We start from the raw sequence: 25,000 nt of genomic DNA on the forward strand, positions 1-25,000 counted from the left end.
TCACGCGGTCGCCTCCGCCCGTTCGGTCCGGTTCCGGCCGGTGCCCCTCCACATGACGACGAGGCCGATCAGCGCGAGCAGCACGGGGATGCCGGCGGGCAGGTAGAGGCTCGTGGCGAGGGCGACGGCGGTGCCGAGGAGCGCGGCGAGGAGGGTCCGGGCGTCCCTCATGCTCGGCAGCACGAGGGCGAGGAGGATGACCGGGAGGGTGGCGTCGAGGCCGAAGGCCTTCGGGTCGGTTATGAGCTGCCCGGCGAAGGCCCCGATGACGGTGGCGGCGTTCCACATGAGGAACAGGACGATGCCGACGGTCCAGAACGCCTTGCGGGCGCGCGTGCGGTCGCTTCCCGCGGCGAGGGCGAACGCGGCGGTGTGGTCGACCAGGAGGTGGGTGCCGATGAGCTTGGCGCGCAGGCTGGTCCAGTAGACGTCGCCGACGGCGAGGCCGTAGGGGACGTGGCGCAGGTTGAGGATGAGCCCGGCGGCGACGCCGGCGAGCAGTCCGCCGCCGCCGGCGAGGATGCCGAGGGTCGCGAACTGGGAGGCGCCGGCGAACACGAACAGGGACATCGCGGCGGCCTGCCACCAGGGGACGCCTTCGGCGGTGGCGACGGCGCCGAAGGAGACGCCGACGATGAACAGTCCGGCGATGAGGGCCGCGCTGTCGCGCAGGACGCCGCGGTCGACGAAGCGGGCGGCGAGGCTGCCGAGGCGGTCGGGGATCAGGTGGCGCATCGCCGAAGTATGACGCGCGGCCCGGCGGCGGGCAAGGCGAATCCCACCGGGCCCGGCGGTGCTCGGAACTGCTTGCGCCGCTAGGCGATTCCGGCCAGGCGCAGCAGCGCGGTCGTGCCCGCGGCGGCGATGACGACGACCAGGATCGGCGCCCGCCTCCAGGCGAGGACCCCGCCGACGAGGACCCCGGCGGGGAGTGCCCAGCCGGCGAAGGCGCCGTCGGTGAAGAGCGCGCCGGTGACGACGAGGGCCGCGAGGACCACGGTCGCGCCGCGTTTCATCAGCGTCTCGCTGCGCTCGGTGACCTTGATCCGGCTGCGCATGACCGGGCCGGCGAGGCGGACGAGGAAGACGCCGACGGCGAGGGCGAGCACCGCTGCCATGGTCATGCCGCGGCCTCCTTGCCGCCGCGCGGCCAGGCCGCGAGGACGCCGAGGATCGCCAGCAGCACCGGGACGCCGGTGGGCAGGAACGGCGCGGTGCCCGCGGCGATCCCCGCGCCGACGAGGACCGCGATGAGGGTCGCGCGGTCCTTCAGGGCGGGCATGACGAGGGCGAGCAGGAGCGCCGGGAAGGCCGCGTCGAGGCCGAACACGTCCGGGTCGGGGATGAACCCGCCGGCGAGGACGCCGATGACGGTGCCGGCGTTCCAGGCGACGAACATGACGGCGGTGGTGATCCAGTACGCGGCCTTGGCCCGCCGCTTGTCCTCGCCCGCGGCGAGGGCGAACGCGGTGGACTGGTCGATGAGCATGAAGGTGCCCAGGAGGCGCGTCCACCACTTGTTCCAGTAGAGGTCGCCCACGGCCAGCCCGTAGGGGATGTGGCGCAGGTGGACGAGGACGCCGGCGGCGAGTCCGGCGAGGAGGCCGCCTCCGGCCAGGACGACGGCGAGCATCGCGAACTGGGAGGTGGCCGCGTAGGTCAGCAGGGACATCCCGACGGGGATCCACCACGGCAGTCCTGCGGCGGTGGCCAGGGCGCCGAAGGAGACGCCGACGATGCAGATGCCGAGCGACATCGCGGTCGCGTCGCGCCAGAGGTCGCGGTCGCGTTCGGGGAGGAAGCGGGGAGGCACCGGGCGAGTATGCCCCCGATTCGCGGGCCTGACCAAACGTTCGAGGGGCGCGCCCGGTGCAGAGCACCGGACGCGCCCCTCGGCGCGGCGTGTCTAGACCTCGTAGTAGAGGTCGAACTCGTGCGGGGTCGGGCGCAGGCGGATCGGGTCGATCTCGTTCTCGCGCTTGTAGGAGATCCACGTCTCGATGAGGTCCGGGGTGAACACGCCGCCCTCGGTGAGGAAGTCGTGGTCGGTCTCCAGGTGGTCGAGGACCTGGTCGAGCGAGCCGGGGACCTGCTGGATGTCGCCGTACTCGTCCGGGCCGAGCTCGTACAGGTCCTTGTCGACCGGCGCCGGCGGCTCGATCTTGTTCTTGACGCCGTCGAGGCCGGCCATGAGCATGGCCGAGAACGCCAGGTACGGGTTGCTCGACGGGTCCGGCACGCGGAACTCGACGCGCTTGGCCTTCGCGTTCGAACCGGTGACCGGGATGCGGGTGCACGCGGAGCGGTTGCGCTGGGAGTAGACCAGGTTGACCGGCGCCTCGAAGCCCGGCACCAGGCGGCGGTAGGAGTTCACCGACGGGTTGGTGAAGGCCAGCAGGCTCGGGGCGTGCTTGAGCAGGCCGCCGATGTAGTGGCGGGCGGTGTCCGAGAGGCCGGCGTAACCGGTCTCGTCGTAGAACAGCGGGTCGCCGTTCGCCCACAGCGACTGGTGGGTGTGCATCCCGGAGCCGTTGTCGCCGAACAGCGGCTTGGGCATGAACGTCACCGTCTTGCCGGCCTGGGTCGCGGTGTTCTTGATGATGTACTTGAACTTCTGGACGTCGTCGCCCGAGTGCAGCAGCGTCGAGAAGCGGTAGTTGATCTCGGACTGGCCCGCGGTGCCGACCTCGTGGTGGGCGCGCTCGATGGTGAGGCCGCCGTCGATGAGGTTGGTGACCATGCGGTCGCGCAGGTCCGCGAAGTGGTCGACCGGGCCGACCGGGAAGTACCCGCCCTTGTGGCGCGGCTTGTACCCGAGGTTGCCGCCCTCTTCCTCGGCGCCGGTGTTCCAGGCGCCCTCGACGGACCCGATGTGGTAGTAGCCCTCGTGGGCGTTCTGGTCGAAGCGGATCGAGTCGAAGATGTAGAACTCGGCCTCGGCCCCGAAGTAGGCGGTGTCGGCGATGCCGGAGCCGGCGAGGTACTGCTCGGCCTTCTTCGCGACGTTGCGCGGGTCGCGGCTGTAGGCCTCGCGCGTGAACGGGTCGTGGATGAAGAAGTTCAGCGCGAGGGTCTTCTGCTCGCGGAACGGGTCGATGAACGCGGTCGCCACGTCGGGCAGCAGCAGCATGTCCGACTCGTGGATCTGCTGGAAGCCGCGGATCGACGAGCCGTCGAAGGCGAGGCCCTCTTCGAGGAGGTCGTTGTCGAAGGACGCGGCCGGGATGTTGAAGTGCTGCATGACGCCGGGCAGGTCGCAGAAGCGGACGTCGATGAACTTCACGTCGTTGTCGCGGACGTATCCGAGGAGTTCTTCAGGGCTGGAGAACACGAAGTGATTCCTCTCGGTAGGTGAGTGCCAGGAGGACTCCGGAATACGGCCCCCGGCGACTAGGCAGACCGTCGGGCGCGAACGCCGCCGCGAGTGCCACCTCGCGGCCCGCGCGATCGCGCCGACGGGCTCTGGCTGGCTCGAAAGTCGCTTGCCAGTCGGGCCGACCTCGCTGTCGACGCCTAAGCTTATTAGGCGAAACGCTAACCGTGATCAATTGCCTGATCGTAAATCAAATGTTTCGTGCGTGTTACTTGCAAAGTGCGTCCCGATTCACCGACCGCAGAACCCACAGCTCAGGTAGGTGCAAACGGGGCGAGGGCACGCAAGTTCGGTTCACGATCCGATCACGGACGAACCACGACCGGAACACGGCCCCCGCACCTACGGCGGCCGGACCCGCCCCCGAAGGCGGGTCGTAGACTCGCGCCATGACGAGCGAACGCGGTGCGAAATCCCCCCAGACCACTGGATCCGGCCAGGACCTCGCGCCCCTGAGCGCCCGCTTCGTCGCCCTCCTCATCGACTGGACCGCCTGCCTGCTCCTGTCCTACGGCCTCGACTGGCTCACCGGCTTCCGCGCCGACCTCCAAGAGGTCAACCAGGTGCCCCTGGGCCTGTTCCTGCTCTACTACGCCCTCAGCCTCGCCGTCGGCACCCAGACCCTCGGCATGGGATTGATGCGCATCACCTGCGTCTCGGGCTCCCACGGCGGCCCGCTCGGACTGTGGCGGTCGATCCTGCGTGCCGTCCTGCTCTCGCTGGTGCTCCCGGCCCTGACCGCCCTGTTCCACCCCTACCACCGCGGCCTGCATGACCTCGCGGCCGACTCGGTGATGCTCCAGCGGTCCTAGGACCTAGGACCGCTGGAGCCAGCGCACCAGCAGCGGCGACGGCACCGGGTAGGCGCCCTCGCGGCGCACCCGCATCGCCACCTCCTGGTCCGAGGACACCACGATGACCGGCCGGCCCTCCGGCTCGACCTCGGCCAGCTCGACCACCACGTCGTCGGCGATCTGCCCCTTGGCGCTGAACAGCACCCGCACGCCCCGCGCCCACGGCTTGGCCCCGAACACCGCGTCGGCGCCGTCGAAGACCACGGTGATCTCCGCGTTCGTCTGCGCCGCGACCGCGCCCAGGCCCTGCACGAGCCGGTTGCGCTGCTGCTCGAGCGTGAGCGTCTCGCCCCACGCCGAGATCGTCACGTTGTAGCCGTCCACGATCAAATGCGGGTTCGGCAGCTTCAGCAGATGATCGAGTCGCTGCGGATCGGTCTGCTCCAGACCGCGCGAGCCCTCGAAGGGCCGCTCCTCGGGCTCGGCGCAGTACTGCTCGGCCACATAGTCGGCCGGACGCTCGTCGACCGGTTCGAGCCCCAGCTCGCGGCGCAGCCCCGTGGCCGTCCCCGACAGCGTCTCCATGAGCAGCCACAGCCGCGAGGACGCCAGCCGCTCGTGCTCCCGGTCGGCCTTGCGCGCCCGCTCGATCCCGGCCCGCAGCGACTCCATCTCAGATTCGAGGCGGCGCCGCTCCGAGCGCCGCTCGGCGTCGAGGTGCTTGAGCCGCCCCCGCCCGGCCGCGAGGTCCCCGACGGCCTTCGCCGCACGGTCCTCGGCCTCCTTGAGCTCCCGGCGGACCCGGCGCACCTCCTCCTGGAGCGTCGCGGCCGCGGTGCGCTGGTCGGCCAGCGCCGACCGGAGCTTCCCGTTCTCCTTCTCCAAGGCCGCCAGGCGCTTCGCGCTGGCAGGATCGGGCCCTTCGGAAGCCGGGGCCTCGGGCGGGTCGCTGATCGCGTCCAGCGCGGCGGCGAGCAGTTCGCGCCAGCCTTCGGGGCGCAGCAGGTAGGTGAGCGCGGCGACCTCGGTCGGATCGGCCATGGGGGAGACCGTCTCGCCCGCGACGTGCCCGGTGACCGACCGCACCAGCGGCGAGTCGGTCGCGACGAGCACTTCGGCGAGGCCCGCGCGGAACTCGGCGTCCCCGTCGAGCGCGGCGGCCAGGTCGCCCCTGGCGAGCTTGGCGCGCTTGACCGGGCTGAACTTGAGGAAGCGGCGCAGCCGGGCCGGGACGCGCCCGGGCGCCAGCCCCGGCATCGCGACCGCGGCGATCTCCACGGCCCTGCGCCGCACCGGCTCGGTCAGGAACACCACCATCGCCGCGTCGGCCGGACCGCCGGCGGCGGGGTCCTCGTCGGCGGGTTCCTCGGCGGCAGTGCTCTCAGCCGCGGGGTTCGCAGCGGGAAGATTCTCAGGGTCAGGGTTCTCAGGGGCAGAGCCCTCAGCGGGAAGGTTCTCAGCCGCGGGAGTCTCAGCGGGAAGATTCTCATGGGCAGCGTCCTCAGCAGCGGGGTCCTCTACGGCAGGGCCCGGAGTGTCGGATTCGGGTTCGGCGGGGTCCGCCTCGCCCCCTTCGGCGCGGCCCTCCGCGGCGGCGCCCGCACGCTCCGGGCCCGACCCCAGGCCAGGGCCCTCGTCGCCGCTCTCGTCCCCGCTCAACATAGGCACCAGTGTGCCATCGCCGTCACAGCGCGGCACTGGCGACCGCTGCCCTTCACCCCGCGGACATCCCGGATCGCCTCCCTCGCCTCCTCTTCGTGACAGACTGGAGCGATCATGAAGGGGGTCATGATGAGCCGCACGCTGCTGGTGACCAACGACTTCCCGCCCCGCCGGGGCGGCATTCAGACCTTTGTGCACGGTATGGCCCTCAGGCTGCCCTCGGACGACCTGGTCGTCTACACCTCGACCTCCCCGGGATGGGCCGAGTTCGACGCCGCCCAGCCCTTCGACGTCGTGCGCGACCGCACCGCCATGCTCCTGCCGACCCCGCGCGTCGCCCGCGCGGTCACCGACCTCGCCCGCGAGCACCGCTGCGACCGCGTCTGGTTCGGCGCCGCCGCCCCGCTCGGCCTCCTCGCCGCGGGCCTCAAGCACGACACCGGGATCGAGCGGGCCATCGCCCTCACCCACGGCCACGAGGTCGGCTGGGCCGCCATGCCCGGCACGCGCCGCCTCCTCGGCCGCATCGCCGCGGGCCTGGACGTCATGACCTACCTCGGCGACTACACCTACCGGCGCATCGCGCCGGTCGCCGCCCCGCTCACCCGCCTCGAACAGCTCACCTTCGGCATCGACGCCGAGACCTTCCACCCCGACGTCGACGGCACCCCCGTGCGCGAGCGCCACGGCCTGGGCGACCTGCCGGTGATCGTCTGCGTCTCGCGCCTCGTGCCCCGCAAGGGCCAGGACAAGCTCATCGCGGCCCTGCCGCACGTGCGCGCGCAGGTCGGCGAGGACGTGCGCCTCCTCATCGTCGGCCAGGGCCCCTACGAGCCGCGCCTGCGCCACCTCGCGCGCCGCCACGGCGTCGAGGACGCCGTGGTCTTCACCGGCGGCGTCCCCGAGCACGAGCTCGCCATGCACTTCGCCGCCGGCGACGTCTTCGCGATGCCCTGCCGCACCAGGCGCGCCGGCCTCGACGTCGAAGGGCTCGGCGCGGTCTTCCTCGAAGCGGCCGCGTGCGGCCTCCCGGTCATCGCCGGGGACTCCGGCGGGGCCCCCGACACGGTCCTGCACGACCGCTCCGGCTGGGTCGTCGACGGCCGCGACCTCGGCGAACTCACCTACCGGCTCACCCAGGTGCTCAGCGACCCCGAACTGGCGGGCCGGCTCGGCGCGGCCAGCCGCGAATGGGCCCTGAGCGAATGGACCTGGGAGCGCCAGGCCGGGCGCCTCGAGGGCATGCTCTACGGCGAGACCGTCTGAGCGGCCGGCGGCGGCAAAGGGAAAGGGCCTGCCCGGCCGCGGAAGGCGACCGGCAGACCCTGGGACGTGCGGGGGAGTGGACCGCCTAGAACTTCGGCTGGTCCGGGGCCTCCAGGAGGCCCAGCTTCAAAGCGGTCATGAGCGCCTGCGCGCGGTTGCCCGCCCCGAGCTTCTCGTACAGCTTCGAGATGTGCGTCTTCGCCGTCGACTCCGACACGTACAGCTGCTTCGCGATCCCGGCCACCGACAGTCCGTCCGCCAGCAGCTTGAGCACCTGCGACTCGCGCGGCGACAACTGCGGACCGGTCGGCGTCAGGCGCCGCTGCATCGCCTCGGCCAGGTCCGCGGCGCTGAACGCCGTCGGGTTCGCCGCCGCGTGCCGCGCCGCCGACACCACGTCGTTCGCCGGGGCCGACTTCGGCACGAACGCCGAGGCGCCCGCGTCGAGCGCGCCGAAGAGCTGGTCGTCCCCGGCGTACATCGTCAGCACCACGATCCCCATGTTCGGGTGGGCCTTGCGGAGCTTGCGCGTCGCGTCCAGACCGGACCCGTCGGGCAGGCGCAGGTCCATGATCACCACCGACGGCATGAGCGAAGCGGCGTGCCGCAGGGCGTCGGCCGCCGTGTCGGCCTCGCCGACCACCTCGAACTCGGGGTCCCTGTCGAAGGCATGCCGGAGGCCCTTGCGGATCAGGTCGTGGTCGTCGACGATCAAGACGGTCGTCTGACCGCCGCTCTGACCGGTCGTCTCCAGCGCGTCAGCGTTCATGGCGTCTCTCTCCTCATTGGCTGCCACGGCCACCACCGTGGTCGGGACGTCGTGCCGGTTGTCCGGTTCGGGCGGCGCGGTCGGCCGCCGCCCAGGCCGCGGACCCCGGCCGGGGGGTCTCGGCCCGCGGGGTGGGCCGCGCCCCCGCGTTGAGCACCACCGCCACCGTCGTCCCGTGCGGCTGGTGGGGGCGGATCTCCAGCGAACCGCGGATGCGCTCGGCCCGCTCGCTCATGATCGCCAGTCCGTAGCGGCCCTCCGAGGCCTCCCCCGAAAGGCCCTGCCCGTCGTCGGTCACCTCGATGCGGGTGTAAGGCGGGTCGACCTCGCACGTCACCCACAGGTTCTCGGCCCTGGCGTGCTTGCGGGCGTTCGTGATCGCCTCCTGGGCGATCCGCAGCAGCTCGGCCTCGGTGCTCGCGGGCAGGCGCGCCCCGCCCTCGTCGAGCGACAGATGCACTCGCAGACCGGCGGAAGCGCCCACAGTACGAGCATAGTCCGCGATCGCCGAGGCCAGTCCCCCCTGACGGTCGACGTTCGAACGCAGCTCGAACAGGGAGAACCGCAGCTCGGTGACGAGGCGGGTCACCTCCGAGCGCAGGTCCTCGAGCTCGCCCTTGGCCTCCCCGGCCTCGGGCGGCAGGATCGCCATGGCGTTGTCGATGCCGTAGCCGAGCATCGCCAGCTCCTGGGCGATGCCGTCGTGGATCTCGCGGGCGAGGCGCTGGCGCTCCTCGGTGGTCGCCATGGACCGCACGTCCTCGAACAGGAGCGCGGTCTCCAGCCGCAGCGCGGTGCCCTTGGTGTGCTCCTCGGCGGCGGTGATCGTCTCAGGTCCGAACGCGGCCGGGTCGTCGGACTCGATCGCGATGAGCCCGACGGTGCGGCCCTCGGCGATGAGGGGGATGACCAGGGACGCGACCGGCCCCTGCGTGGACCGCGAGAGCGGGACCTGCCCGGCCTGGGGCTTCTGGCCGGCCCAGGCGTCGGCCAGGAGCGAGTTGAGCTGCGGGGAGGTCTCCCAGTCGACGCGCTCGTCGGCGTGCTGGGCGAGCACGACCAGGCGCCGGCCCGAGGCCGCCGAGAGCACTGCGGCGCGTTCGACCCCGGGGATGCGGGAGGCGGCGTCGACGATCTCGGTGGCGATCCCGCCCGGGTCGAGGGTCGATCCGGGCAGTTGCCTGGCGACGACCCGCAGCTGCGTGAGCAGGGCCGCGGCCTCGGCGTAGGGGAGCTGGGAGTGGTGCAGGTCCGAGGAGCGCGAGCGGCGCAGCCACCAGGCGCCGACCGCGGAGGCGAGGCCGAACGCGAGGGCGACGGCGACGGTGGTGACGTAGGTGCCGCGGTCGTAGGTCGGCAGGCGCGGGGTCTGGGCCACGAGCCCGGCGGCGGCGACCGCGACGAGCACCGGCGGCCCCCAGGAGCGGACCCGGCCGTAGTGCCCCTCGTCCCCGGCGGCGTGCCCGGCCGCGTCGAACGCGGCGGCCGCGAACGGCGCGATGAGGTAGGGGAGCATCCAGGCCGGGAGCCCGCCGGTGGCGAGCGTCCCGAGCACGACCACGACGACCTCGGCGAGGCGCCCGGCGGGCGCCAGGAGCCGGTGCCGCGGCAGGACCACGCCCGGGAGCGCGGCCAGGGCGAGGATGCCGCACCAGGTGGCGGCGTCGGCGATGCCCACCGACGCCCACCCGAAGACCGCGACGAGCGCGAACAGCACGCCCCGCAGCGCGACGGCCGGCAGTCGCCATTGGCGTTCGAGTGCCGCCTCCTCGCCCACAGGGCCCCCTCGCTGCTCAGCTCTTCTCGACGTGGTGCGCCTCTTCGTAGAGCGCGTTCACCTCGCTTGAGTATTTTTCCATGACAACGTGTCGTTTGACCTTGACTGACGGAGTGATTTCCCCGGCGTCCTCGGACAGTTCGACCGGAATGACCCGGAAACGCTTGATCTGCTCCGCTCGGGAGACCGTCGCGTTGGCCTCGTCGACCTTCGCCTGGAGCTCCGCGAGGAGCTCGGCGTCGTCGGTGAGGTCGGCGATCGCGGTGGCCGGGTCCTTGTCGCGGCGGCTGAGCCAGTCGGGCAGGAGGTCGCCGTCGATGGAGATGAGCGCGCCGATGTAGGGGCGGCCCTCGCCGACGACCATCGCGTAGGCGATGAGCGGGTGGGCGTCGAGGATCTTCTCCAGCGGGCCGGGGGCGACGTTCTTGCCGCCGGCGGTGACGATGATGTCCTTCTTGCGGCCGGTGATGGTCACGTAGCCGTCGTCGTCGATCTCGGCGATGTCGCCGGTGGTGAACCAGCCGTCCTCGTCGAGCACCTCGGCGGTGGCCGCGTCGTTGTTCCAGTACCCGGGGAAGACCTGGAGGCCCTTGGCCTCGAGTTCGCCGTCGTCGGCCACGCGCAGGGCGGTGCCGGGGATCGGGCGCCCGATCGAGCCGACCTTGGTGGCCGTGGGCAGGTTCAGCGACAGCACCGGCGAGGTCTCGGTGAGGCCGTAGCCCTCGAAGATGGTGATGCCGACGCCGCGGAAGAAGTGGCCCAGCTCGGGGCCGAGGGCCGCGCCGCCGGAGACGGCGGTGGTGCACTCGCCGCCGACGGCCGCGCGGATCTTGGAGTAGACCAGGACGTCCCACAGCTTGCGGCGGAGCTTGAGGCCGAGGCCGGGCCCGCCGGGCTTGTCGAGCGCGCGGCTGTACTCCTTGGCGGTGGCCGCGGCCTTCTCGAACAGATGGCCCTTGCCGCCGTCGACGGCCTTCTGGTACGCCCCGGCGTAGACCTTCTCGAACACGCGGGGGATCGCCAGCAGCGTGGTCGGCTTGACCACGGGCATGACCGCGGTCAGCCGGGTGCGGTCGGCGTGGGCGATGGTCGTGCGCGACTCGATCCCGGCGATCTGGAGGATGCGGGCGAGGACGTGCGCGAGGGAGAGGAACAGCAGCATCCGCGCGCCCTCGTAGAGCACGGTCGGGACCTCGGGGATGACGTTGCGGATGTCGGCGAGGAGGTTGCGGTGGGTGAGCATGCAGCCCTTGGGGCGCCCGGTCGTCCCGGAGGTGTAGACGATGGTCGCCAGGTCCTCGGCCTTGCGGGAGGTGCGGCGCTCCTCGATGTCGACCTCGGCGCCCTCGCCGAGGGCGCCGAGCGCCTCGATGCCGCCGTCGTCGATGGTCCAGACGTGCTTGACGGCCGTGTTCAGGCCCTCGACCAGGGCGGTCAGCTCGGGGGTCTCGGTGATGACGGCGACCGAACCGGAGTCCTCCAGGATCCACCGGGCCTGCTCGGGCGCGGAGGTCTCGTAGATCGTCACGGTCACCGCGCCGGCGGCCCAGATCGCGTAGTCGAGGAGGGTCCACTCGTAGCGGGTCGAGGACATGATCGCGACGCGGTCGCCGGGCTGGACGCCCGCGGCGGCCAGGCCCTTGGCCGCGGCGATCACCTCGGCGCGGAACGCGGGGGCCGAGACGTCGTGCCAGGTGGCGCCGTCGTCGAAGCTGCGCATGAACAGAATGGACTCGGGGTGGTTGTCGGCCGCGTCCCACAGCGCGGTGAGGGTGTTGTCTTCGTCGGGCACTGTCACCACGGGGGGGACGGCGAACTCGCGCATGGAATGCTCCTTCATGACGCCATATTCACGGCTTTGTAAAGTGGCTCACATTCATGTTACCGGCGGGTCAACTTCCAAGGGAAGAGGGACTGTGAGGCGGACCATGATGTTAGTGGCAGCCTAGCGGAGCAGGGCCGCCGAGGGCGATAGGCGTCGGCACGCTCCGTGATCCGAGCCGGTCGCGCCCCGCACCCCCGGTGGTACCTTCGCCAAGAGGGATGGATCAGCCGATTTCCTCGCGAGTTAATCGTGCCGTAAAGTCTGTCGGTGGCCCGCAGCGTCGCGTGGCAGCCAACGCCTCATTCCGTGAACCGCTGGAGGGACAGCAGTGAGTCTGACTATCGGAGTCGACATCGGGGGCACCAAGGTCGGCGGCGGGCTCGTGGACGAGGACGGCAACGTCCTCGCCAGCACCCGGCGCCCCACCCCGGCGGACGACACCACAGGCGTCATCCAGGCGGTCAAAGAGGTCGTCGAAGAGCTGCGCGAGGGCCGCGAGATCGAGGCGGTCGGCATCGGCGCGGCCGGATGGATCTCCTCCGACCGCTCCACGGTCATGCTGGCCCCCAACCTGTCCTGGAAGGACGAGCCGCTGCGCGACAAGGTCGCCGCGGTCATCGACCTGCCCGTGGTCGTCGAGAACGACGCCAACGTCGCCATCTGGGGCGAGCACCGCTTCGGCGCCGCCAAGCACCACCGCTCCTCGGTGCTCTACACGATCGGCACCGGCGTCGGCGGCGGCATCGTCGTCAAGGACAACCTCCTGCGCGGCACCCACGGCGTCGCCGCCGAGATCGGCCACATCCGCTCGGTCATGCCCGACGGCCGCAAATGCGGGTGCGGGCGCATCGGCTGCCTGGAGCAGTACGCCTCCGGGCGCGCCCTGACGCAGTCGGCCCGCGAAGGCGCCAAGGCCGACCCCGCCAAGGCCGCGACCCTCCTCAAGCTCGCCGGCGGCGACCCCGACGCCATCAGCGGCCGCCAGGTCACCGAGGCCGCCCGCGACGGCGACGAGATCGCCCTCGCCGCCTTCGACACCATCGGCTTCTACCTCGGCAACTCCGCCGCCGACATGGTCAACCTCATCGACCCCGGCGTCATCCTCTTCGCGGGCGGCGTCGTCGACGCCGGCGACCTGCTCCTGGACCCCATCCGCAAGCACTACCTCGCGGCCCTGGCCAACCGGGCCGAAGTGCCCGTCGCCGAGGTCCGCGCCGCCGAGCTCGGCTCCAAGGCCGGCGTCATCGGCGCGGCCGACCTCGCCCGCCACCGCGAGGTCGTCCCCTAGGCCACCGCACGTGAAAAGGGCCGGAGCGCGAGCTCCGGCCCTTCGCTCATGCACCGCTCAGCACACGTTCACCGAAGCGTTGCCGCTGATGTTCCAGTTGATGTTGGTCCCGCACGGCGACTCGCGCACCGTGGTGTTGTTGACCGTCAACGTGATCCACACGTCCCGGTTGTTCGGGAACTCGTCGCGGGCCGCGAGGCGGACCTCGCCGCCGCCGTTGACCGTGCCCGCGCGGATCGAGAAGTTGTAGCAGTTCTCGATGAGGATCGAGTTGTTGCCGTTGCCCGACAGGTTCACGTTCTCGATCACCGTGCCGCCCGACTGCGAGACGCAGAAGATGCCCCGGCCGCCGCCGCGCGAGATGACGTTGTCGATGTGGACGTTGGTGTTGTAGTTGCCGTTCGCGTTCTGGCCGTTGTTGTTCGCGAACCGCAGCGTCGCGTAGCCGGTCCCGGCGGCGACGTTGTCGCCGTCGACGGTGCCGACCCACACGTTGCGCGACTCCTGGATGAGCAGGCCCGACTCGCCGACGTTGCGGGCGGTCACGCTGTTGATGTTGAGCCCGTCGATCTTGAACGTCTCCACCGCGTGGCTGCCCGCGCCCGAGACGTAGATGTCGCCCATGGTCACGTTGTAGTTCCAGTTGGCGTCCCGGTCGAAGCGGATGCCCATGCCGCCGCTCAGGTTCATGGTGATGTCGCCGAGGTTCAGCCCGTTGGTCCCCGAGAACCGCAGCCCGAAGTACGGGTTGCCGGTCATGGTCAGGTACGGGATGCTCACGTTTGAGGTGTCGATCGACTCGATCGCGCCCCGGCCGGAGCGGTTGCCCACGTCGATGGTGCCGCAGCCCTCGAAGGTCTTGCCGCTCTGGATGGTGATGGTGTTGGCGCCGATCGAGCCCGAGGCGATGACCGCGACGCGCTGGCCGCTGGAGATGGCGTCGACGCCGGCCTGGATCGCCGCGCGGTAGTCGGAGCCGGAGTAGACGTTCGAGCCGCCCCTGGTGGTGGTGTAGTTGCCGCTGGAGCCGGTGACGGTCGCGTCCGGCGAGCCCGCGCCGCAGCCCTGGCTCGGGGTCCCGCCGCCGCCGTCGACCTTCACGAGCTGGAACTGCTGGTTGTAGCCGCCGGTCGGGTCGTACTGCGAGATCCGGGCGCCGGGGGCGGTGGAGTTCTCCCAGACGTCGAGGGCCTTGCCGGAGTGGCGGTTGACGAAGGTGGCGTAGCCGCCGCTCTCCTGGACCCGCCACTGCTGGTTGGTGCCGTTGAGGTCGGTCCACTGCGCGATGGTGGCGCCGTTGGCGGCGCTCCACTCGTAGGTCTCGAGCACGAGGTTCGAGTGGCGGGCCTGGATGCGGTAGTAGCCGCCGCCGGAGTCGATGAACCGGAACTGCTGGTTCGCCGCCCCGGTGTCGTTCCACTGGATGACCTCGGCGCCGGGGGCGGTCGAGAGGTTGAGGACGTCGATGGGCAGTCCGGACTGGCGGTTGACGATCTTGTACCAGACGCCCGTCTCCACGGCGCTCGCCTGCGGAATCGCGAAGAACGCGATGGCGATGCCGGTGACGGCGGCGGCGAGCGCGGCGATGAGGAGGCGCAGTCGTCGCCTCGGTGTGAGGGTCATTGGTCGTGCTCCTTTCGGAGTGGATACCGGTGAATCGATTCAATCGAGATATTGATATTAATCGATCTAAAGGGATCATAGCGGGCGGCGCCCGGATTGGAAAGCGCTACCCCGGTCGAATTCGAAGCGGGGCGGCGGGCCCGGGGATCCCCACCCCCGGGCCCGCCGCCCCGCAGCTCAGCGCCGGATCAGTGCAGCGCGCACGTCGGCGTCGCCGCCACCGGGGCGCCGCCCGATATGGAGGCGGTGAAGCCCACCGTCACCGAGGCCCCGTCCGCCAGGGCGCCGTTCCAGCTCTCGTTGGTCACCGTGACCGTCGAGCCGCTCTGGCTCCACTGGCCGCCCCACAGGCTGCCGATCGACTCCCCGGGCGCGAGCGTCCACGTCACGGTCCACCCGCCGCTGGTCGCGCCGGAGTCGTTGGCGACCACCAGGCTTCCCTGGTAACCGCCGGGCCAGGCGTTCGTCGACGACCACGTCGCCGTGCACGCGCCCGAGGGCCCGCCGGTGGTCGGATCGTCGGTCGGCTCCTCCGTCGGGCCTTCGGTGGGCTCGTCGGTCGGCGTCTCCGGATCGGTCACCGGCTCGGACTCGGACGCCGAGGTCGTCGGGTCGACCGGCACGTAGTCGCTCGACTCGCCCACGATGACCCCGCGGCCGTTCGTGCCGACGTAGACGCGCCCGAACACGTTCGGGTCGCCGGTGATCGCCGAACCGGTCCAGCCCCACTGGTGCTGGTCGTCGTTGATCCGGACCCACGAGGCGCCCTCGTCGACCGAGCGCCAGATGCCGCGCTCGCCCTCGAAGGAGGCGCTGGCGTAGATCGCCGGGTAGTCCTGCCCGGGGGCCGGGGCGCCGAAGCCGACCGTGTCGGCCTCGTCGAACCCGGCGACCGCCGACCAGCTCGCGCCGCCGTCGGTCGAGCGCCACATGCCGTACACCTCGTCGGTGACGCCGCCGGCGAGCCACACGTGCCCGGCCTCGCCGGGGACGGCGCCGAACCGGATGTTCCCCTCGGCGGGGAAGTCCGCATAGGACGCGACGGTGAAGCTCGCGCCGCCGTCGGCGCTGTAGTAGAAGGTGCCGCCGGCGAAGCCGTAGACGCGGTTCGCGTCGGCCCGGTCGGACTCGACCCGCGCGCCGTCCGGCAGCCCGGTCACGGCCGCCCACGAGGACCCGTAGGTGGTGGACCGCTGCGGGGCGATCCCCTCGGGCGCCCACACGATCGCGCCCGCGTCCGCGGTGATCGCGACGGTCCCGCCGCCGGTGGCCCCGCTCGGGACCTGGCCGGCCCACCAGTTGCCGCCGCTGTTGGAGGAGATCCCGATGTTCACCTCGCCGTCGAGCTCGCCGACGCGCACGACCACGGACGGGTCGGCTTCGGCGAAGTCGATCGACTGCGCGTTCGTCTGCGTCGGGGTGGTGAAGAACGAGTCGGGCACGGTGTCGAGGTCGGTGTGCGCGAACCCGCCGATGTCGCCCAGCGCGCTGTACAGCTCCGGCCCGGTCGGCGGGGCCGCGAGGTCGAGCACCGCGGTCTCCTCCAGGCCGTGGACCATCGGCTTGACGTCGAAGACCTGGTCGGCGTCCCAGTTCGTGAGGTTCACCGAGCCGTAGATGGTCGCGCCGGTGCCCCACATGACCCGGTCGGAGTCGTGCGGGTCGATCGCCATCGCGTCGACCATCCAGCCGTACTTCGGGCTGCTCTCGCCTTCGGGCGGATCGGTGATGCCCCAGTCGAGCCAGCCGACCGAGGAGTGGTCGATGTCGAAGCGGTCGACGCGGTTGGGCCAGCCCTCGAAGGTCCACGACCGCGTCCAGGTCTCCCCGGAGTCGGTGGAGCGGAAGGTGGTCTCGTCGGGCCACCAGGCGTTGACGCTCGTGACCATCAGCGTGCCGGGGTTCTGGCGGTCGAGCGTGAGGCCGCCGAAGCCGAAGCCGTCGTAGTCGGAGCCGTTCGTGCCCGGGTGGATCTCGGTCCAGGTGCCGTCGGCGAGGTCGTGGCGCCACACCGAGCCGCCGCGCGCGCCTTCGGCCGGGTTGCCGTTGTAGGGGCCCGGGTCCCACGAGGTGATGATGTACAGGTAGCCGTTGACCTCGTCGATCGCGGCCTGCTTCGGCAGGTTGTCGTAGCCGTCGACGGTGCCGATCTGGGAGGCGCCGGCCAGCGGCGACCAGGTCGCGCCGTCGTCGCCGGAGACGTAGACCGGGTTGTCGGCGTCGGCGACGCCCACATAGGTGTCGCCGTCGTGGAACTCGATCCACAGCACGCCCTGGTTGTCGCCCAGGTACGAGTCGCCCGGGGCGACCACGAAGTTCCCCGGGTTCGGGAAGCTCGCGACCTCGGCCCAGGTGTGCCCGTAGTCGGTCGACTTCCACAACCCGTTGCCGCTCGGCGTGCCGAGGTACACCGTGGCGTTGTCGGAGGGGTCGACGGCGAGGCGCTCGCCCATGCCGCGCCCGGGCATGTTGCCGCCCTGCTTGAACGGCAGTTCGGCGACGCCCCAGCTCTCGCCGTAGTCATCGGAGTACAGGACCGCGCCGTTGTTGGGGTCCCAGTCGTTGGTGTAGGTGCCGACCGCGGCGTAGACGCGCTCGGGCTCGACCGGGTCGGTGGCGACCGAGACGACGCCGGTGTAGCCCCAGTCGTCCCAGCCGACCCAGTCCAGCAGCGGCTTCCAGGTCTGGGAGCCCTCCTGCCAGCGGTAGAGGCCGCCGATGTCGGTGCGGGCGTAGATGAGGTCGGCCTCGGTCTCGTTGAAGACGATGCCGGGGACGAAGCCGCCGCCGGCGATGGCGGCGTTGCTCCAGGTGTAGGTCTCGGCCTGCGCCGGCGCCTCCTGCGAATGGGCGGTGAGCGTGGCGACGGCCGCCGTCGCCAGTGTCACCGCTCCCACCGTCAGGATGCCGACGGCTCTGGATCTGTTCATGGGACTGCTTTCCTTCGGCGGCATCGAAGGCGCGCCGCCGCGGGCGCGGGGCGGTCCCGGGCGCTGGCCGCGCCGGGACGTGCCGGGAGCGGCGCGGCCGAGGGGGATGCCGGGAGTTAGTTTATCGACCAAATATAAAGGCACATCGATGTGATGTCAATCGATGTCAGTGGTCCTGAAGGCACGGGAAAGGGCGGTCGCCGAGGCGACCGCCCTGAAGGTCCGAACAAAAGCGGATATATCCTATACGATCTGGTCGCGCCGGTATCCGGTGACGAGTTCCCCGGCGAGCTGCTCGCAGAACAGGCCGATGTCGGTGATGACGCCGATGGCCTGGGCCGAGCCGCGGTCGGCCAGCTTGGTCACCGTGGCCGGGTTGATGTCGACGCTGACCAGCGGCACCTTCGCGGGCAGGAGGTTGCCGGTCGCGATCGAGTGGAGCATCGTGGCGACCATGATGGCGAAGCCGACCCCGGGGAGGGCCTCTCGCATGGCCCGCTGGCCCTCGATGACGTCGGTGTGCACGTCCGGCAGCGGCCCGTCGTCGCGGACGGAGCCGACGAGCACGAACTCCTTGCCGTTCTTGACCATCGCGTGCATGATGCCGCCCTTGAGCACGCCCTGCTCGACGGCCTCGGCGATGGAGCCGCAGGTGCGGATCTTGTTGATGGCGCGGATGTGGTGCTCGTGGCCGTGGGGGACCCCGTGGCCCTTGTCGAGGTCGACGCCCAGCGAGGTGCCGAACAGGTTCGACTCGATGTCGTGCGCGGCGAGGGCGTTCCCGGCGAAGATGACGTCCGCGTAGCCCTCGTTGATGAGCGCCTCGAGCGCCTTCCCGGCTCCGGTGTGGACGATGGCGGGGCCGCCGACCCACAGGATCTTCTCGCCGCGGGCCTTGACCTCCCGCATCCGCTCGGCGATCTGGCGGACCTGGAGGGCCTGGGGCCGCTCGGAGGAGACCCCGCCGCTCATGAACTCGAAGTTCGAGGACTCCGGGCTCGTGCGCTCGGGCTCGGGCAGCGGCAGGACCTTGACGCCCTCGCCGCCGCAGACGACCAGCTCGCCCTCCTTGACGTCGGAGACCGGGAGGGTCCTGGCCGAGGCGCGGTCCTCGGCGACGATGATGCCGCAGTCCATCTCGGAGTTCTCGACGTCCATCCACCCGCCGTTGAGGCGGATCTGGGTGTCGAAGTTGGTGGTGGAGTAGAAGTCCTCGGGGAAGACGCCGTCGCGCGGGGCAGGCTTCAGCGTGGCGACGCCCGGTTCGAGCGGGTTCGCGCCGTGCGTCTGGAGGCGCATGACGATGCGTTCGAGCAGCTCGTTGCTCTCGGCCGAGACGGTGAGCTGCACGTAGGACTCGTCGGTGTGGTGCCGCCCCACGTCGAACCGGTCGATCGAGTAGGCCCCCGAGTACTCCAGGACGTCGTCCATGACGCGGGCGAAGACGCCCTGGTCGATGAGGTGTCCGCGCAGCTCGACGGTCTTTGCGTGTTCCACGTTGGTGCTCCTGTTGCTCCCGGTCGCCGCGACTGCTCTGGAGCCGCGAGTTGGTCGAGTGACGCCGAGTCGAGCTTAGGACCCGCCGCGTCAGGCGGGCTCGGCGGCCGGGGGCTGGGCGGCGGCCTTGGCCGCCTCGATCTCGTCGGCGCTGGGCCAGTTGCGGGTCACCAGGTACTGGAAGCCGAAGCCGATCAGGCCCCACGCGCCGACCACGTACGGGACCGGGACCCCGAACTCGACGACCAGGCCGACGCCGGCGACGGCGATGCCCTGGCACAGCTGGAGCCCGGAGTTCGCCGCCGCGACGACCCGACCGCGCCAGCCGTCGGGGATGCACTGCGCCAGCGTCGCGTTCATCGGGGCCATGATCATCACCGCCGCGCCCGCGGCGAACGCCAGGAGCAGGACCCCGGCCAGCGGTGGGTCGAACAGCGCGGTCGCCAGCACCGCCGGGGCGAAGAACGCGAGCGGCCGGATGAGCTTGTCGCGCAGCGAGGGCCGCACCAGTCGCGCGAACAGCAGCGTCCCGACGACCATGCCCGCCGCGTCGATGGCCATGATCGCGCCCTGCGTCCCCGAGCCCCGGCCGAGGTGGACCGACCACAGGACCGCGATGCCCTCGGGGACGGCGGTGAGCGCGAACAGGCCCCAGATCCCGAGCGAGACCGTCCGCAGCACCTTGTTGTCGCGCAGCATCCGCAGGCCGTCGGCGGTCTCGGCCAGGACGTGGCGGCGCTCCTCGCGCCGGTTCACCGTGGGCCGGTACTCGACCAGGCCCACGATGGTGACGGCGCTGACGACGAACAGGCACGCGTTCACCGCGAGCGCCGTGTACGGGTCGACCGCCGAGAGCAGGCCGCCGGTGAGGTAGCCGATGATCTGCGCCATCGCGCCGGCGCTGAAGGTGAGCGCGACCGCGACCGACAACCGGTCCCCGGTGAGGATCTGGGCGAGGGTCGCCACGCGGGCGGCGTGGTAGGCGGGCTGGACGGCGGCGACGGCGAACACGATCGCGATCATCGCCGGGATCGGCAAGCCGGGGATGAGCATCAAAGCCACGAGCGCGGCCCGCAGGAGGTCGCACGCGACCATGACGCTGCGGTAGGCGTAGCGGTCCACGACCGCGCCCAGCACCTGGGCCAGACCGAGGTACGGCGCGAAGCTGATCGCGAAGGAGGCCGCGGCCAGGGCCGAGGAGCCCGTCTGGTCCCACACGAGGAAGGTGACCGCGACGCGGTTGAGCATCGCCCCCACGTTCGAGAGGCAGAACGCGCCGAGGAACCCGGCGGCCTCGCGGTCGCCGAAGACCTCGGAGAACCGAGGTCGGCGATCCGCTTGCGGCGCACCGTCGGCGGGACCGGGCGCCGCCGGCTGGGGGTTCTGGTTCGACACGGGGCCTTCCTTGCCGAGTCTCGGCTCCGCACGCATTCGCCGCAGCGGCCGACACGGGCGCCGCGGCGCCGCCGCGGGATCCGGGGTGCGGTACCGCGTGCGTCCACCACGGGTACCGGGTCGGCGCCGTGGACATCGACCGCGGGTGCAGGCCCGCGGCCCGCAAGCGTCACCGGGGTGCGATACCTGAAAGGGCGGTTAGTGACAATCCTCCGCGATTGCCACAAGTGTCACCAGTCTGCCGCCGACGCAACTGGTTGTCAAGCGTCCCAGAGTGTTCAAAGTGCGAAAACCAGGACGGACGCGTCAGGGCCCGGCGCGACCGCCCGAAACGGCGTCCGCGAACCGCGCCTCAGACTATGCCCGCGCCCGCACTGGAGTCGCGGCGGCCTCGGATCTATAACGGTCAAACGCCTAAGCTCGGAAGCCGGGCCCCGGCGCCGCGACCGCCGAGCCCGGCCGCGACCCGCGAACCGGCACGATACCCTCCAAAGAGCTTTGTAGGAACCATCTAAGGAGTCGCGCGATGGCACACCCCACCGGACCGAGCACCCGCGACGGCGCGGCTCCCGCCCTGCGCGGCAACGACTCTCGGAATCGAGACAGCGCCTCCTGGATCGCGCGCGACGCCGCCGCCGTCTGGCACCCGTTCACCCAGCACGCCACCTGGACCGACGACGAACCCACCGTCGTCGACCGCGCCGAAGGCCCCTGGCTCATCGACGTCGACGGCCGCCGCTACCTCGACGGCGTCTCGTCACTGTGGACCACCACCCTCGGGCACGGCCACCCCGACATCAACGCCGCCATCACCGCCCAGCTCGCCCGCCTCGACCACTCCACCTTCCTCGGCACCACCCACACCCCCGGCATCGAACTCTCCGAGACCCTCGTCGCCCTCGCCCCCACAGGCGACGGTCCCGCGCTCACCAAGGCCTTCTACGCCGGCGACGGCTCCTCCGCGGTCGAGGCCGCCCTCAAGATCGCCTACCAGTACTCGACCCAGACCGGCCATGCCCGGCCGAAGTTCGTCCGGCTCGACCAGGCCTACCACGGCGACACCCTCGGCGCGGTCGCCGTCGGCGGCCACGACCTCTTCCACCAGGCCTACAAGCCGCTCCTGCTCGACACCATCGGCGTGGCCACGCCCGGCAGCCGCGACCGAGGCCCCGGCGAGCGCCTCGCGTTCGCCGCGGACGAACTCCGGGCGGCCATGAGCGAATCGGGCGACCAGGTCTGCGCGATCATCGTGGAGCCGATGATCCAGGGCGCGGCCGGAATGCTCGACTACGACGCGAGCTATCTGCGGCTGGCCCGCGAACTCGCCGACGCCCATGGCGCGCTGCTCGTCTTCGACGAGGTCGCGACCGGCTTCGGCCGCACCGGCAGCATGTGGGCCGCCGACCACGCCGGGGTCGTGCCCGATCTGCTGACCTGCGGCAAGGGCATCACCGGCGGGTACCTCCCGCTGTCGGCGGTGCTCGCGGCCGAGCACGTCTACGAGGCCTTCCTGACCCGCCCGGGCGACCGCACGCCGCGCACGTTCTTCCACGGGCACACGTACACAGCGAACCCGCTGTGCTGCGCGGCGGCGCTGGCGAACCTGCGGGTGATGGCGGAGCAGGACGTGATCGGCCAGGCCGCGCGGCTCGGTGAGCGCCTCGGGAAGCTGCTCGAACCGGTCGGGGAGAAGGAAGGCGTGGTGGAGGTCCGCCGCCTGGGCACGATGATCGGGGTGGAGATGGCGGCGATGGGGGAGCGGACCGGCTTCGAGGTGTGCAGGGCCGCAAGGGAACGAGGGGTGTGGCTCCGCCCGCTGGGCCACACGGTGATCCTGATGCCGCCGCTGATCCTGGGGGAGGACGAGACCGACCTGCTGGTGAACGCGCTGGAAGCGGCGATCGACGAGGTGACGGAACGGTGAGGCCCGCGATGCCGGTGGCGCGGGGGCCGGAAGCGGAGGCGGCGGCATGACGGCGGCCGAGCGTGCTCATGGTGGCGACGGCGTGGCAGGAGGCGAGCCTGAGGCGGGAGACGAACCCGCGCCCGCTGCTGTCGGCGGCGATTCGCGTTCGGCGAGTGAACGGTCCGATCGCGGTTCTGACCTTGGCGATGTCCAAGGCCGTGAGGCCGTGGTCGCGCCCTCCGCTCTCGCTGGCGGCGGCCCGGGTTCGGCGAGTGAACGGTCCGATCGCGCTCGCGACCTCGGCCGTGCCCACGAGGCCGCGGTCGCGCAACCCGCGCCGGCCGTTCATGAAGGCGGCGGCCCGCGTTCGGTGTCCGAGCGGGCCGATGCGACGCCGCCCGTTCTCCCGGTGCCTCCTTCGGCCCCCGGCATTGCGGCCGTCTGGGACCGGTTGGGCCGCAAGGCCGACCTCCGCGCCAAGGCCGGGCTCACCCGCACCGCCCGCCCCCGCGACACCGCCATCGACCTGGCGGGCAACGACTACCTCGGGCTCTCGCGCCACCCTGCGGTCCTGAGCGCCGCCTCGGCGGCGCTCGCCGAGCACGGGCTCGGCGCTGGCGGCTCCCGGCTCGTCCGCGGCACCACCGACCTGCACGAGGCCTTCGAGACCGAGTTCGCCCGCCACACCGGCAGCGAGACCGCGGTCCTGTACTCCTCGGGCTACCTCGCGAACCTCGGCGCGGTAGCGGCCCTCACCGGACCGGTCCTCCTCGACGCCCACGCCCACGCCTCCCTCCACGACGCCGCGCGCCTCACCGGAGGCCGCTCGGACACGTTCGCGCACAACGACCTCGACGACCTCCAGCGGCAACTGCTCGCCCTCCGGCCCTCGATCGTCGCGATCGAATCGGTCTACTCCGTCCTCGGCGACGCCGCGCCGCTGCGCGAGATCCACGCGCTCACCAGCGCCCACGGCGCACTGCTCCTCGTGGACGAGGCCCACGCGATCGGCACGATCGGCCCCCGCGGCGCCGGCGGCGTCACGGCCGCCGGGCTCGCCGGCGACCCTGGCATCGTCGTCACCGCGACCCTCTCCAAGGCACTCGGCGCGGCCGGCGGGATCGTCGCCGGGCCCGCGACGCTGCGCCGCCACCTCCACGACACCGGCCGCACCTTCGTCTACGACACCGCCCCACCTCCGGCCGTGATCGCCGGGGCGAGCGCCGCGCTCGCCATCGCCCGCGAATCCGACGCCGCCCGAACCGAACTGGCACGCAGGGCCGCCCGCGCCGCAGCGTCCCTCGGCGCTCCCGCGCCCGCCGCGGGCGTGCTCGCACCGGCCGCAGGCGACGCCCGCGCCGCGACCGGCTGGGCTGCGCGCTGCGCCGAACGCGGCGTGGCCGTCGGCTGCTTCCGGCCGCCGTCCACCCCCGACCACCGCTCCCGGCTGCGCATCACCGTGAACACCGGCGTCCCGACCGCCGATTTCGACCGGGCCCTGGCCGTCGTCGCCGAGGCCCGCCCGCCGCTTGCGGCCAGTCCTCCCGTCCTCTGAAGAAAGCGAGTCCCGCCGGTGATCACCTTCGAAGGCCCGGTCCTGGTGACCGGCACCGACACCGGGGTCGGCAAGACCGTCACGACCGCCGCGCTCGCGGTCTGGCTCATGCGCCAGGGCCGCAGCGTCGAAGTCGTCAAGATCGCCCAGACCGGCGACGATGACGACGCCGCCGAGGTCACCCGCCTCTCGGGCGCCCCGGCCCGCGCGCTCGCCGCCTACCCCGATCCGCTGGCGCCCTTCGCCGCTGCGCGGCGCAGCGGCCTGCCGCTGCTCGGGCTCGCCGACGTCGCCGACGCCGTCCTGGACTCCAGGGCGGAAGTCGTGCTCCTCGAAGGCGCCGGAGGCCTGCTGGTCCAACTGGGCGAGTCCGGTTGGACCGCCCGCGACCTCGCGGTCGAGCTCGGCTGCCCGGCGGTCGTGGTCGCCCGGGCCGGGCTCGGCACCCTCAACCACACGGCGTTGACGCTCGAAGCGCTGGCCCGCCGCGGCATCGAAGCGGCCGTGGTGATCGGCGCCTGGCCGGTCAATCCCGGCCTCGCCGAGTACGAGAACCTCAAGGACCTGCCCGGGCCGCGCCTGGGCTGGATTCCGGACAACGCCGCTGCGCTCGACCCGGAGGCCTTCCGCCTCGCGGCGGCCGAGTGGTTCGACCTCCCGACCCGCCTGGGCCCCATGTAGTCGCGTGTGATCGGCCGGTGCGGTTCGGACACCGACCGGGCCGCGCGATGCACGCGACGGCCCGAGTTGGCCGCGCTCGGTTACATTGGCTGTGAATTGGCCTGATAACGGCTGAATCACCGCGATGCGGGCGCCCCTACCCCCGGTGCCCGCATCGCCTCGAATCGCCGCACCGCCGAAGGCAGGAACCGGTCCATGCCCCAATCGATCGCGGCCTCCGCGACCGGGCGGAACTCGCAGCGCAGACGCAGCCCGTCGTCCCCGTCGCCGCTGACCACCGAGTGCTCCCAGACCTTGCGCTCCTCAACGGTGTGCAGCCAGCTGTAGGTCGTCACCTGAAAGCCCACGGCCCCAAGAGTGGCCCGCATGAGCGTCGATCCCAGCACCTCGCCGAAACGCGGGTCGGCGACACCTGTCTCCTCGACCGCCTCTCGGATCGCCGCCTCGCCCGCCGTCTCGTGCGCCAGCGCCCCGCCGCCGGGGACCTGCACGCCGGCCTCCGGCGCCTCCGGATGCACGATCACCAGCACCTCCGGTGCCGTTCGCCCGGGGCGGTGCCGGAGCACGTAGGCGCAGGCCCGCTGTCGAAAGTCCAGGAGTTCGCTCATCCGGTCAGCCTCGCAAACGCCCGCGTCGCAGAGCAACGCGTTTCTGCGGGC

At 71.7% G+C, this 25,000-nt stretch carries 19 protein-coding genes; 6 read left to right on the top strand and 13 right to left on the bottom strand.

All coding sequences use genetic code 11. From position 1 onward, the window contains the following. From IF12_RS0111935 to glnA, 4 genes are all read right to left on the bottom strand, one after another. Nucleotides 1-735, bottom strand: a complete 735-nt coding sequence (locus IF12_RS0111935) for an AzlC family ABC transporter permease (protein ID WP_051704280.1) — start codon at nt 733-735, stop codon at nt 1-3. 80 nt (nt 736-815) lie between these two features. After that, entirely contained in the window at nt 816-1,124 is a 309-nt protein-coding gene (locus IF12_RS0111940) for an AzlD domain-containing protein (RefSeq protein ID WP_030158366.1), read from the bottom strand. Then, on the bottom strand, nt 1,121-1,813 hold the full coding sequence (locus tag IF12_RS0111945) for an AzlC family ABC transporter permease (RefSeq protein ID WP_030158368.1): 693 nt from the start codon (nt 1,811-1,813) through the stop codon (nt 1,121-1,123). The genes IF12_RS0111940 and IF12_RS0111945 overlap by 4 nt, the downstream gene beginning before the upstream one ends. A gap of 93 nt (nt 1,814-1,906) precedes the next feature. Beyond that, nucleotides 1,907-3,331, bottom strand: coding sequence for a type I glutamate--ammonia ligase (glnA, locus tag IF12_RS0111950; RefSeq protein ID WP_030158370.1), 1,425 nt, complete (start codon nt 3,329-3,331; stop codon nt 1,907-1,909). Nucleotides 3,332-3,762: 431 nt separating this feature from the next. Between glnA and IF12_RS0111955 the strand changes: the two genes are divergently transcribed. Continuing rightward, complete coding sequence (locus IF12_RS0111955; RefSeq protein WP_030158371.1) at nt 3,763-4,185, top strand: RDD family protein; 423 nt, start codon at nt 3,763-3,765, stop codon at nt 4,183-4,185. A gap of 3 nt (nt 4,186-4,188) precedes the next feature. Here IF12_RS0111955 and IF12_RS0111960 read toward each other — a convergent pair whose 3' ends face one another. After that, nucleotides 4,189-5,484: an NYN domain-containing protein gene (locus tag IF12_RS0111960; protein WP_051704281.1), complete on the bottom strand. Its 1,296-nt coding sequence runs from the start codon at nt 5,482-5,484 to the stop codon at nt 4,189-4,191. Between the two features lie 474 nt (nt 5,485-5,958). Here IF12_RS0111960 and IF12_RS0111965 point away from each other — a divergent pair, with 474 nt between their 5' ends. Then, nucleotides 5,959-7,095: a glycosyltransferase family 4 protein gene (locus IF12_RS0111965; RefSeq protein WP_030158375.1), complete on the top strand. Its 1,137-nt coding sequence runs from the start codon at nt 5,959-5,961 to the stop codon at nt 7,093-7,095. A gap of 85 nt (nt 7,096-7,180) precedes the next feature. On the opposite strand, the gene IF12_RS0111970 is transcribed toward IF12_RS0111965, so the two are convergent. The 3 genes from IF12_RS0111970 to IF12_RS0111980 are packed head-to-tail and all read right to left on the bottom strand — an operon-like array spanning nt 7,181 to nt 11,466. Then, nucleotides 7,181-7,864: a response regulator transcription factor gene (locus tag IF12_RS0111970; RefSeq protein WP_051704283.1), complete on the bottom strand. Its 684-nt coding sequence runs from the start codon at nt 7,862-7,864 to the stop codon at nt 7,181-7,183. A gap of 13 nt (nt 7,865-7,877) precedes the next feature. Beyond that, nucleotides 7,878-9,641, bottom strand: a complete 1,764-nt coding sequence (locus tag IF12_RS0111975) for a GAF domain-containing sensor histidine kinase (RefSeq protein ID WP_081913516.1) — start codon at nt 9,639-9,641, stop codon at nt 7,878-7,880. A gap of 16 nt (nt 9,642-9,657) precedes the next feature. Continuing rightward, nucleotides 9,658-11,466, bottom strand: a complete 1,809-nt coding sequence (locus IF12_RS0111980) for a long-chain fatty acid--CoA ligase (RefSeq protein ID WP_030158381.1) — start codon at nt 11,464-11,466, stop codon at nt 9,658-9,660. Between the two features lie 328 nt (nt 11,467-11,794). On the opposite strand from IF12_RS0111980, the gene IF12_RS0111985 reads away from it, so the two are divergent. Next, on the top strand, nt 11,795-12,754 hold the full coding sequence (locus tag IF12_RS0111985) for an ROK family glucokinase (RefSeq protein ID WP_030158382.1): 960 nt from the start codon (nt 11,795-11,797) through the stop codon (nt 12,752-12,754). Nucleotides 12,755-12,811: 57 nt separating this feature from the next. On the opposite strand, the gene IF12_RS0111990 is transcribed toward IF12_RS0111985, so the two are convergent. The 4 genes from IF12_RS0111990 to IF12_RS0112005 all read right to left on the bottom strand — a co-directional run bounded on the left by IF12_RS0111990 (nt 12,812) and on the right by IF12_RS0112005 (nt 20,199). Next, on the bottom strand, nt 12,812-14,377 hold the full coding sequence (locus tag IF12_RS0111990) for an RICIN domain-containing protein (RefSeq protein WP_030158384.1): 1,566 nt from the start codon (nt 14,375-14,377) through the stop codon (nt 12,812-12,814). 188 nt (nt 14,378-14,565) lie between these two features. Further along, nucleotides 14,566-17,307 (bottom strand): cellulose binding domain-containing protein, encoded by a 2,742-nt coding sequence (locus IF12_RS27025; protein ID WP_035748845.1) that lies wholly within the window; start codon nt 17,305-17,307, stop codon nt 14,566-14,568. A gap of 243 nt (nt 17,308-17,550) precedes the next feature. After that, nucleotides 17,551-18,804 carry a TIGR00300 family protein gene (locus IF12_RS0112000; protein WP_030158388.1) on the bottom strand — a complete coding sequence of 418 codons (1,254 nt, stop codon included), beginning with the start codon at nt 18,802-18,804 and terminating at the stop codon, nt 17,551-17,553. Between the two features lie 90 nt (nt 18,805-18,894). Beyond that, entirely contained in the window at nt 18,895-20,199 is a 1,305-nt protein-coding gene (locus IF12_RS0112005) for an MFS transporter (RefSeq protein WP_051704285.1), read from the bottom strand. A gap of 526 nt (nt 20,200-20,725) precedes the next feature. Here IF12_RS0112005 and bioA point away from each other — a divergent pair. The 3 genes from bioA (at nt 20,726) to bioD (ending at nt 24,341) form a co-directional block, all read left to right on the top strand. Beyond that, nucleotides 20,726-22,123: an adenosylmethionine--8-amino-7-oxononanoate transaminase gene (gene bioA, locus IF12_RS0112010; RefSeq protein ID WP_081913518.1), complete on the top strand. Its 1,398-nt coding sequence runs from the start codon at nt 20,726-20,728 to the stop codon at nt 22,121-22,123. A 391-nt stretch (nt 22,124-22,514) separates the two neighbouring features. Beyond that, nucleotides 22,515-23,660, top strand: a complete 1,146-nt coding sequence (locus IF12_RS0112015) for an aminotransferase class I/II-fold pyridoxal phosphate-dependent enzyme (RefSeq protein ID WP_231492547.1) — start codon at nt 22,515-22,517, stop codon at nt 23,658-23,660. An 18-nt stretch (nt 23,661-23,678) separates the two neighbouring features. Then, on the top strand, nt 23,679-24,341 hold the full coding sequence (bioD, locus tag IF12_RS0112020; RefSeq protein ID WP_030158402.1) for a dethiobiotin synthase: 663 nt from the start codon (nt 23,679-23,681) through the stop codon (nt 24,339-24,341). A 116-nt stretch (nt 24,342-24,457) separates the two neighbouring features. Here the strand turns inward: bioD and IF12_RS0112025 are convergent, their stop codons facing one another. Further along, the gene (locus tag IF12_RS0112025; protein ID WP_133884364.1) at nt 24,458-24,949 is read right to left on the bottom strand and encodes an NUDIX domain-containing protein; all 492 of its coding nucleotides are present in this window, start codon (nt 24,947-24,949) and stop codon (nt 24,458-24,460) included. Between the last annotated feature and the right edge of the window lie 51 nt (nt 24,950-25,000).

This window comes from Glycomyces sp. NRRL B-16210 (assembly GCF_000719515.1).
GTDB lineage: Bacteria > Actinomycetota > Actinomycetes > Mycobacteriales > Micromonosporaceae > Glycomyces.

What these genes read in the sequence shown, in the direction of transcription:
- IF12_RS0111935 (WP_051704280.1), bottom strand. Translation starts at nt 735, where the DNA reads ATGCGCCACCTGATCCCCGACCGCCTCGGCAGCCTCGCCGCCCGCTTC.
- IF12_RS0111940 (WP_030158366.1), bottom strand. Translation starts at nt 1,124, where the DNA reads ATGACCATGGCAGCGGTGCTCGCCCTCGCCGTCGGCGTCTTCCTCGTC.
- IF12_RS0111955 (WP_030158371.1), top strand. Translation starts at nt 3,763, where the DNA reads ATGACGAGCGAACGCGGTGCGAAATCCCCCCAGACCACTGGATCCGGC.
- IF12_RS0111960 (WP_051704281.1), bottom strand. Translation starts at nt 5,484, where the DNA reads ATGGTGGTGTTCCTGACCGAGCCGGTGCGGCGCAGGGCCGTGGAGATC.
- IF12_RS0111965 (WP_030158375.1), top strand. Translation starts at nt 5,959, where the DNA reads ATGAGCCGCACGCTGCTGGTGACCAACGACTTCCCGCCCCGCCGGGGC.
- IF12_RS0111970 (WP_051704283.1), bottom strand. Translation starts at nt 7,864, where the DNA reads ATGAACGCTGACGCGCTGGAGACGACCGGTCAGAGCGGCGGTCAGACG.
- IF12_RS0111980 (WP_030158381.1), bottom strand. Translation starts at nt 11,466, where the DNA reads ATGCGCGAGTTCGCCGTCCCCCCCGTGGTGACAGTGCCCGACGAAGAC.
- IF12_RS0111990 (WP_030158384.1), bottom strand. Translation starts at nt 14,377, where the DNA reads ATGACCCTCACACCGAGGCGACGACTGCGCCTCCTCATCGCCGCGCTC.
- IF12_RS27025 (WP_035748845.1), bottom strand. Translation starts at nt 17,307, where the DNA reads ATGAACAGATCCAGAGCCGTCGGCATCCTGACGGTGGGAGCGGTGACA.
- bioA (WP_081913518.1), top strand. Translation starts at nt 20,726, where the DNA reads ATGGCACACCCCACCGGACCGAGCACCCGCGACGGCGCGGCTCCCGCC.
- IF12_RS0112025 (WP_133884364.1), bottom strand. Translation starts at nt 24,949, where the DNA reads ATGAGCGAACTCCTGGACTTTCGACAGCGGGCCTGCGCCTACGTGCTC.